The organism is Tahibacter sp., assembly GCF_032229445.1.
In the GTDB taxonomy this organism is placed as follows: Bacteria; Pseudomonadota; Gammaproteobacteria; order Xanthomonadales; family Rhodanobacteraceae; genus Tahibacter.
Genome location: NZ_JAVTWC010000058.1, coordinates 58,243 through 67,841, shown reverse-complemented (window position 1 = coordinate 67,841; position 9,599 = coordinate 58,243). Strand labels below are relative to the sequence as shown.

Here is a 9,599-nt window from a genome sequence, read left to right as displayed (position 1 = left end):
GCCCTGCACGGTGCTCGATCCGGCCGGCAGCGTTGCCGGCACCGTGCGCATCGACGGCAACCCACTGCCGCAGGCGCCGAAGAATGTCTACAACCTGACCGCGCGCTACGGCATTCCGATGGGCGGCGGCGAGTTCTTCGTCTACACCGACTGGGCCTATTGCAGCAAAGTGAACTTCTTCCTGTACGAGTCGGTGGAGTTCACCGGCGGGCCGCTGCTCGAAGGCGGTCTGCGCGCCGGCTACGACTGGCACTACGGCGACTACGAACTGGCCTTGTTCGGCCGCAACATCACCGACGAGGAAGTCATCGTCGGCGGCCTGGACTTCAACAACCTCAACGGCTTTCTCAACGAGCCGCGTACCTGGGGCGTGGAGTTCAAGGCGCGATTCTGAAAGCAGAAAACAGGGAAGAGGAGTGAGAAACGAGAGGGGCGCCGTCTCCTCTTTTCTCACTCCTCCGCACTCGTCTCTGCTTTTAAGCCATGAACCCCAGATTCGACGTCGGGAAATTGATCAGGTTCGGGAAGATCGTTGCGAGGTCGGTGTTCGATGTCACGCCCATCCAGCGCGCCAGCGTCGCCGCCATCTGGTCGACGCTCGTGGAGGGGATGGTCTGGCCGCGCGAGAAGCTGATCGCGTTGTTGAGGGTCTGGTCCGGGAAGGTGCCGTAGAGGCGTCCGCCGTTGACCGCGCCGCCCATCACGAACTGCACGCCGCCCCAGGCGTGGTCGGAACCATTGCCGTTGGAACTCAGGGTGCGCGCGAACTCGCTCATCGTGAACGCGGTGACTTCGTTCTGCGCGCCCAGCTCGCCGAGCGCGGTCCAGAATGCGCCCAGCGCCTGCGAGACGCGATTGAGCAACGCACCGTGACCGTTCTGGTTCGTCGCCATCAGGCCGTCATGCAGGTCGAATCCGCCCACGCGCACGTAGAAGATCTGGCGCTTGTGCTGGATCTGGCCGCTGGACTCGCGCGAGATCTTGATCATGCGCGCGACCATCTTGAGCTGATCGGCGAGCGAATTCCCGCTCGGGAAGACGGTCGTTACGTTGCCCGAGTTGTCGGCCGCAGTCAGCGATGAGTTCACGAGGTCGTAGAGGTCGCGTCCGCGCTTGAATGTGCGGCCGTACTCCTTGGTCAGCGGCGACGTGTTGGTCGTGTCGCTGAGCAGCAGGTCGAGCGCGCCCGCGCGCTGCGAACCGTAGGTGCCGCCGGTGCTGTTGGCGGCGTTGTAGATGTTGCTCAGTCCGGTCAGTCCGTTCGAGGACATCTGGTATGGGAACGTGCTCTCGCCGACTTCGAAGCGGTTGGAGCCGGCCATCGAGATGCACGGCGACAGAGCCTGATTGAGATTGTCGAGCCGCACGCGATCGGCGACCAGACCGCCCCAGCCCGTGTTCGTCGCCGTCGTACGCGCCAGATGCCAGAGGTTCTCCTGGTCGTTGTGCGAGTAGAGCTGCGGCGGGCGCAGCGCCGGCGAGGCGTTGTATTCCGTCTTAGTGATCGGACGGATCAAGGTGCCGATGTTGGGCAGGAAGGCCAGCTTGTTGGCGCGATAGATCGTCGCCAGGTCGCTCATGCCGCCCGGATAGGTCGCGTTGCCCGGGTTCACCGCGTACAGCGCGCCGGTCGCGCTGTCGGTGATCTGGAACTGGCTGGTCAGCGCGGCGCGGTCGATGCCCAGGCCGCCGGCATTCGTCGTGGCGTTGTAGATGCCACTGCGTGCGGCTGCGTAGACGCTGTGACGTGCGGTGTCGTAGGGCAGCAGCATGTTCCACGAATCGTTGCCGCCGGCAAGGTAGACGCAGACGAGTGCGCGGTAGCCGGCGACCGTGCCGGTCTGCGCGGCCAGCGCCGAACCCATCAGCTTGAGCTGGGGCAGCATTGCCGATGCGCCGCCGGCGCACAGCGTGACGCCGAGATTCTTGAGGAACTGCCGGCGGGCTTGCTCTTTCTGTTTCATCGCGGCAGTCCTCAGCGTTGCGTGGCGAATTCGGGCGACATGGCGGCGATCTGCAGCAGCGAGCGTGCTTTCTCGCTGGCCGATGCACCGTTCATGAAGCTCAGCATGTTGACCAGGGTCGTGCGCGTGTTGGACGTCATCGCGCCGTAGAACATGCGCTTGTTGACTTCGTCGACCATGGCCGCGGGCGTCGTCAGCGCGGTCAGCGCGGAGACGTTGATCAGCGGCCGGTCGGTCGGCGGATTGGTCATTCCGACGTAGTAGCGGAAGGTGTAGTCGGCCAAGCTGTTGGAGATCGAATACGTGGTGCCTTCGTTGATGATCTGCATTTCCGGCGCATAGAGGTTGGCGTCGGCGAGCGCGCCCGGATGCTGGTAGTCGGGCTCGTAGAAGTTGAACACGGTCGGCGCGCCGAGCGGACGCTGCGCGTAGCTGCCGGTGGGGTTGGTCATGCCCATGCGGATCTCGCCGTACTGGGTCGCGGCGGGCAGTTGGAAATCCCATGCGCGCAGCACGGCGGTCAGGCGCAGTAGCGGCTCGCGGATCTTGCCGAAGGTGGCCGGGGGATTCGCCGCACGTGCCTCGGGGTCGAGCAGGATCTGCTTGATCACGGCATTCAGGTCACCGCGCTCGTTGTCGCCGTTGTTGTTGAACTTCTGCGCGACGCGCGTGATGTAGGCCGGCGACGGATTGCTGGTCGTGAAGCGCTGGATTAGCTGGCGTGCGATGAACGGGCCGACGTTCGGATGCGAGGCGAGCAGGTTGAGGCCGTCGCGCACGTCACTGGCGCAGCTCTGGCCGGCCGGGATCGTGCTGCCGCCGACGACAGTCTTGAGCGTCGTGTCGTGCTCGGTCGCGACGCAGGACATCGGCTGGTAGGTGTTCGTGCCACCGAACAGGTTGGTGCCGGCGTTGGCGTAGGCAAAGCCGGTGAAGACCTTGGCGTAGTTGCTGATGACGGCCTGGTCGTAGGTCGGGATGGGCTGGCCCGACTGCAGCATCGGCGAATAGTCGAGGTTGCGCTCGACCGTGCCGATGGAGAACAGCTGCATGACTTCGCGCGCGTAATTCTCGTCCGGTTCGCGGCCCGTTCCCGCCTTGCGGTTGCGGAAGTGGCTCAGGAACTTGCCCATCGACGGGTTGTAGGTGACCTCGTCGAGCAGGGTGCGGTAGTAGCCGAAGGCATTGCGCGCGAGCAGATCCCAGTACTCGCTCATCTGGATCGGCTCACCGCTGATGCTGCCGTTGGTGTCGGAGATCACGAAGATCTGCGACAGCGCGTAGGCGGTCTTCTGGCGCAGCTGGTCCTGGCCCGTGGCGGCGGTATGGAACCAGCGGCTCATGCGCTGGTTCTGGCCGATGGTATCGCCGGTGGCGGCGGCGACCATGGCCGCACTGACCGCTTCCATGTGCGGGCGCGCGGCTGTCATCGGGACCTGGTTCATCTGCTGGTGGATCCAGGCCGAGTAGCCGATCGCACGCACCCGGGCGATGTCGGTCAGGCTGGGGCCGAACGTGGCCTGGGTCAGGAAGCGGGCGGCTTCGGCGTCGGTGGCCGGCACATCGGTCGGCGCTTCGAAACCGGCTTTGAAGAAGATGCGCGCCTGCGCGGCAGGTGCGATGAAGGCGGCGCACAGGAGCAGTGCGCCGCAGCGGCTGGTCAGAGACATGGCGTTTTCCCCGGAACTGGCGGGTAGACGTTACGCTGGCGCGAAATCCCGCAGCGTGACCGTCAGCACAGCGCGGATGAAACACCGCTGAACGGTAGCGGTTGACCTACCCTGCGGTAGACGGCATGACTGCGCGCAACAGTCGACTTTCCTGCAGCGACACATAGTGACGTTTTTGGTCGCTGCGACCGTGCTTTCCGCTCTCGCACCCCGACGCTCGCCGATGCGGTGCGCTTGTCGTCGTCGCCCACAGCAAGCGAAGGGCCGCGTCGAGACACCCGATATGTCCCCACCAGGCGACGCGGGTTCGCGGCGGTGCGTCGCCGCATCCCGGCAGCGATCGCGTTGACGAACGGCACTATTGCCGCTGCGCGCCGGCACCGAACGACGCAATGTGGCGTGTCCCGGTCGTCGCCTCCCGGTCGTCGCCGCGCGTCCGCGGATCCGTTGATCGAAGATGAGGATCACGAAGGGCGGCCCTGCGATCCATCGCCGCGCCCGGATACGTCGCATTTTTTTACAGATGTTAATTTCGCGTCGTCGACGACAGGCGCTACAGAAATACTTCGCGTGCAGTCGCCAAAAACAGCAGGATTGATGATTCCGAGTGGGTTAAAGCACGCATCGTTCGTCCTCGGCGCGGAAAGATTTCGTCACGATTGGCTACATCGCTTACCGTATCCACTCAACAGCCAAGTCCCTATCATCGATACATGAGTTCAGGCTCCGCCGCGCTTCAGCCTTCGCCTTTGCACGTCGTCATCGTCGAGGATGATGTGGAACTGCGCGACGCCATTCTCGCTCCCGCGTTGCGCGCCGACGGCTGCAAGGTCGTGGGCGCGGGCAGTGCGGCCGAGCTATACCAAGCGATGTTCGAGCGCATGCCCGAGGTCGTCGTGCTCGACATCCGTCTGCCGGACCAGAGTGGCTTCGAGGTCGCGCGCTATCTGCGCGAAAACTCCGACGTCGGCATCGTCATGCTGACCGGCCGCGTGACGACGGCCGACCGTGTGCGCGGCCACGATCTCGGCGCCGATGCCTACCTGACCAAGCCCGTCGATGCGGCCGTCGTCTGCGCGACGGTGCGCAGCGTCGCGCGCCGACTCGCGCCTCCCGACCGCAACGCCGGCGGCGCCTGGGCGCTCGGCGCAGATGGCTGGCGCCTGAGCGCGCCGAGTGGCGTGACCATCGATCTCAGCGCGACCGAGCGCGTACTGCTGCAACGGCTGTTCGCCGGGGCGAACACGACGGTGCTCCGCGAAGCATTGATCGCCGTGCTCGCCGACGATGCCAACGCCTTCGATCCGCATCGCCTCGACATGGTGATGCACCGCCTGCGCCGCAAGTTAGCTGACGCTGGCATGCCGGTCCTGCCGTTGCATACCGTGCGGGGCGTCGGCTACGTGCTGGTGCCGCGGGGATGAGGCAGCGGTAGAGACGATCCGCCGCGGGGTGCGGCGATTCCTGTCGATCGGACAGAACACAGCAAACAGTCGGGAGTGGATATGTCTGGAGATTCCGCGGTCACGCGCGTCTGGCGCGGCTGGCTCAATTGGCTGCGCAACGTACCCGCTGCGGACGAAGTGGACCGGCGCAATGCACCGACCCTTCAGGTCGTGCTGCTGATGCTCGCGCTGCTGCCGCCACCGCTCTGGTTCTACCGGATGTTCTTCAATGATCTGCCCTGGCGCGCCTCGGAGACTCCGAGCATGATCGCGAGCCTCGGGCTCAGCGTGTTCGCCGTCCTGTGCGTCGTCCTGATCCGCAAAGGACGCGTTCAGCTCGCCCTGCGTCTGCTGCTCGGGGTCGTCGCAGTCCTGCTGATGCATGCCTATGCGAGCCAGGGAATGATGTCGAATTCCTACGAGCAGCCGATACAGGTTGCCTGGCTCGTCGTCGCCGGACTCATGATCAGCCGGCGCGCGCTGTGGCTGATGTATCTCTGGATCGTCGCCGCGTTCGCGGCCGGCACGCTCGTGGACATCAACAAGGCCACGACCGCGGACACCTGGCATGGGCTCACCTTGTTCGCTGCGGTCTGTGCGCTCGTCTTCCTGTTCGTAGCGGTCGTCGTGGACCGCAGCATGGCGGCGCTGCGCGAAAGCCTGGCTTCGGCACGCGCGCGCAGCGACGAACTCGCGCGCGCCAAGACGCGGCTCGAGGCGGAGATCGTCGAGCGCGAGCGCCTGTACAACCAGCTCGTGCACTCGCGGAAAGTGGAAGCCGTAGGCCGGCTCGCGGCCGGTGTCGCGCACGACTTCAACCATCTGCTGACCCTGGTCCTCGGCTACGCGGCGCGCGGCCTGGCCGCTGACGATGACGAGCAGATGCGCGGCGCACTGGCCGGTGTCGAATCCGCTGCGCGACGCGCGAGCGCGGTCAGCCGCAAGCTCACGAACTTCAGCCACCGCGGCGACGCGATGCCCGAGGTGTTCGACGTCGGCGCAGCCCTGATCGAGATGCAGCCCATGCTGCACCAGCTGTTCGGCCCCGACGTGCGCATCGCGTACGAACCCTCGGCGTCGGCGCAGCACGTCCGTATGGACCGCAGCGAATTCGAACTCGTCGTGCTGAACCTCGCCGCGAATGCGAACACGGCCATGCCCGAGGGCGGCCGCTTCGGCATTGCGGTGCAGGCGCTCGCGCCGGCGCGCGTCGCGCTGTCGTTCAGCGACACCGGGCGCGGCATGGACGAGGCCGTGCGCCGATGCGTGTTTGAACCGTTCTTCACGACGAGCGCCGACGGGCAGGGCAGCGGCCTTGGGCTCGCCGTGATCAGCGAGATCGTGTCGGTCTGCGGCGGCAGCATCGAGGTCGACAGCACTCCGGGTCGCGGAACCACGTTCCGTATCGAGCTGCCGCTGGCCGACGCGCTTCGCGATTCATCCGAGGCAATGCCGTTTGCGACGAACGCCTGACACGCCGCAGCCTGCGGCACAGGCTGGGAAAGAAAAATAACAATTGCAACACAGCGCTGGCGAGCAAGTCGCCGGCGCTGTGCTGCGGTCTTGCCGTTGCGCGCCCCGCATTCGCGATGCGGCGCGAACGTGCCCTTGTCGAAATAGCGAATTTCCTCGTGGTTTCCCTGGTTTTCCGCGGCGGGTCTAAGGCCGCGCCGTGTTCGTGCGCCGATTCGCAGGGTCGCTGCAGGCGACCTCGCGCGTGAGATTTCGTGAGATTGCGTGAGCACGCGCGCATGGCCCGCTACGGCGGAATTGACGATCCTTGGGCCCGATATCACTGCTAACAATGCAGCGATTGTTGCAATTCTACAAAGGGAACGATCTTATGCCGTCAACTCAAGCGGCCGGGAGTGTTGCGACACCCCGGCGACGTCGTAGTCCACGCGCATGGCTGGCGCTGCTGGCATTGCCGATCTGCACGGCTGCCTTCGCCGAAGGCAGCCGCTCACTGTATCCGAGCACGTATGACGCCGCCGGCTCGCGCGGCGTCATGGACGCCAGCAACGCCACCAACTTCGCCGGTGTCGCGGCCGGCAACCAGTTCCTCTACGTCTACGCGCAGGCCGGCGAGTACCTACTGGTCGGCTCGCGCAACCGCAGCAATGGCGGCGACGTCTTCGTCTACAACCCGCAGTCATTTGGCGCCAAGGGTTCGGAAACCATTCCGGGCACGGCCAACTTCAGCTGCAGCAGCCAGACCGGTCGCGGCACCATCGCCAGCCGCACCGAGGAGCTCGCCGGGCCGAACAGCGCCGATGGCACGGCCACGGTCGCCAATGGCTTCGCACCCTGCTGGTACGTTGCGCCGAGCACCGGCGTCTACGGCGTGCGCTTCACGGGCGCGACCGGCGGCGGTGCAACCAACACTGCGTCGGTCGCCACGCCGCAGGTGCTGACCGGTAACCTGACCTCGGCCTGGGACGTGACCGTGCGCGCGGGCGCCTCGTCGCTGACCGATCTGAACGGGCGTCTGTTCACCTACGCGTGGACGATCTACAACAACGCCAACGGCCGCCAGCTCTACAACGATCTCTACTACGTCTCGCTCGACGGCTATCGCTACCGGCAGAGCTTCCGCGGCCTCGATCCGAACCGCGCCGCGTTCTATGCCAATGCGGCCGGCTTCATCGACACCAATGGTTCGGCGCTGTATCACGACTACCGCGGCGCGAATCAGGCAGCGACGGCTGGGCCTTCGGGCACGGCCGGCGTGACCCCGCAGCCGCCGCAGTATCCGATCTTCTTCAGCGACGTCTCGCCGGGCGGCGCGAACGCGACCGAAGTCAACCGCGTGCTCAGCGCGCTGGCGATTCCGGCCGTGCCGGCCTCACCGCAGCTGAATTCGCCGACCTTCGTCGGCAACCTCGGCGGCAACAGTTCGAGCTATTCCACGGGCGGCGTCTTCACATTCAACACCGTCAACACGCTGACCTACGAAATCGTGGTCAGCCGTGACGGCGTCGATTTCGATCCGGCCAATCCGCTGAACCGCGTGCTGACCGGCACGGCACTGACCGGCAGCCACAGCGTGCTCTGGGACGGACGCGACAACAGCAACACGCCGTTCCCGGCCGGCAACTACACCTTCCGCATCACCGGCCGCAACGGCGAGATCCATTTCCCGATGGTCGACGTCGAAGGCAACGTTGACGGCGGTCCGACCCTGGCCAAGCTCAATGGCTCGCAGGACACCACGGTCTACTACGACGATCGCGGCTATCGCACCGCCAACAGCTCGCTGGTAGGCGTGCTCAACGGACATCTCTGCGGCGCCGGCAGCGCGATCACTCAGCCGCTGCCGAGCTATTCGCTGCTCGGCGTCGACTCGGCCAATGCCGATCTCGGCGGCAGCGGCAACTACTACCGCTCCTGGGGCGGCTCCAACGACAGCAACAGCGACTGCAACAACAGCGCGAACGAGTATTTCGGCACGGCCAAGGGCCTGGATCTCTGGGCGCTGGAGAAATCCCCCGAGTTCCTCGAGCCCGTGGTCATCGTGCCGCCGACCGCCGGCGTCGACGTAACCACCCAGGTCAGTGTCAGCGCGTCGGTGATCAGCGGCGGCACGGCCTACGGCAGCTTCGTCTTCAGCAATGCCGGCGATACCACGGCTACCGGTGTGACTTACACGCTCGCGCTCGGCAACCCGGCGACCCCGACGACCTGTCCGGCGGCAGTCGCGTTCTCCCTGGTGCCCGGCGGCGTCACGCCAACCTACAACCCGGCTCCGGCCTGCACGATCACATTCACCGGCATGCCGACGAGCCTGACACCCGGCCAGTCGCTGACTTTCAACTTCAACTATGTCGTCGCGCCGACGAATCCGGGACCGATTCCGATCACGACGACGATCGCCGCGACGAACGAAACCGCAGGCGCGCCCGCGCCGAACACGGCCACGGCGCAGACCCTCGTCGCGATGCCCATCGTCAGCGTCGTCAAGAGCGCGACGCCGGCGCCCGGCACGCAGGTCAACGTGGGCGACACCATCACCTATACGCTGAACGTCACGGTCGCCAATGCGCCGCTGACGGCGACCCTGACTCTGGCCGACACGCTAGGCTCGGGTCTGACCTTCGGCAGCGTGACCAGCGCCGGCAGCTTCAGCTGCAGCGGCAGCCTGACCTGCACCCTGCCGTCGGGAACGGCGACCGGCGCGTATGCCGTGACCTATACCGTGACGGTGAACAGCTCGGCCGCCGGCAGTGTGGCCAACAACGTGGTGCCGAGCGGCGGTGGAGGCACCAACCCGCCGACCTGCGATCCCTGCAGCGTCACGCACAACCTGCCGCCGCCGGTGATCTCGGTCGCCAAGACCTCGAACCCGGCCAGCGGCACGACCGTATCCACGGGCCAGACCATCACCTATACCCTGACCGCAACGGTCAGCGGCGGCACCCTGAGTTCGCCGCTCGTGCTGACCGACACGCTCAGCGCGAACCAGACCTTCGGCTCGGTCACAAGCGCCGGTGCCTACACCTGTACCGGTTCCGTGCAATGCA

6 protein-coding genes are annotated in these 9,599 nt (G+C 65.8%); 4 read left to right on the top strand and 2 right to left on the bottom strand.

Features of this window, described 5'->3' with window-relative positions; all coding sequences use genetic code 11:
• Nucleotides 1–394: TonB-dependent receptor (locus RUU78_RS11465; RefSeq protein WP_313916685.1), on the top strand; the 394-nt coding region annotated here is incomplete at its 5' end.
• A gap of 82 nt (nt 395–476) precedes the next feature.
• On the opposite strand, the gene RUU78_RS11460 is transcribed toward RUU78_RS11465, so the two are convergent.
• Nucleotides 477–1,964, bottom strand: a complete 1,488-nt coding sequence (locus tag RUU78_RS11460; RefSeq protein WP_313916683.1) for a DUF1501 domain-containing protein — start codon at nt 1,962–1,964, stop codon at nt 477–479.
• Nucleotides 1,965–1,975: 11 nt separating this feature from the next.
• Nucleotides 1,976–3,634: a DUF1800 family protein gene (locus RUU78_RS11455; RefSeq protein WP_313916681.1), complete on the bottom strand. Its 1,659-nt coding sequence runs from the start codon at nt 3,632–3,634 to the stop codon at nt 1,976–1,978.
• 713 nt (nt 3,635–4,347) lie between these two features.
• Between RUU78_RS11455 and RUU78_RS11450 the strand changes: the two genes are divergently transcribed.
• The 3 genes from RUU78_RS11450 to RUU78_RS11440 all read left to right on the top strand — a co-directional run.
• A complete protein-coding gene (locus tag RUU78_RS11450; protein ID WP_313916678.1) occupies nt 4,348–5,058 on the top strand; it encodes a response regulator transcription factor in 711 nt (236 codons plus the stop codon).
• Nucleotides 5,059–5,139: 81 nt separating this feature from the next.
• Nucleotides 5,140–6,552 carry an ATP-binding protein gene (locus RUU78_RS11445; protein ID WP_313916676.1) on the top strand — a complete coding sequence of 471 codons (1,413 nt, stop codon included), beginning with the start codon at nt 5,140–5,142 and terminating at the stop codon, nt 6,550–6,552.
• Nucleotides 6,553–7,087: 535 nt separating this feature from the next.
• The coding region (locus RUU78_RS11440; RefSeq protein ID WP_313916675.1) for a FlgD immunoglobulin-like domain containing protein at nt 7,088–9,599 on the top strand (2,512 nt) is incomplete at its 3' end.

Excerpts from the sequence above, each read along its gene's own strand:
- RUU78_RS11455 (WP_313916681.1), bottom strand. The coding sequence starts at position 3,634 with ATGTCTCTGACCAGCCGCTGCGGCGCACTGCTCCTGTGCGCCGCCTTC.
- RUU78_RS11450 (WP_313916678.1), top strand. The coding sequence starts at position 4,348 with ATGAGTTCAGGCTCCGCCGCGCTTCAGCCTTCGCCTTTGCACGTCGTC.
- RUU78_RS11445 (WP_313916676.1), top strand. The coding sequence starts at position 5,140 with ATGTCTGGAGATTCCGCGGTCACGCGCGTCTGGCGCGGCTGGCTCAAT.
- RUU78_RS11460 (WP_313916683.1), bottom strand. The coding sequence starts at position 1,964 with ATGAAACAGAAAGAGCAAGCCCGCCGGCAGTTCCTCAAGAATCTCGGC.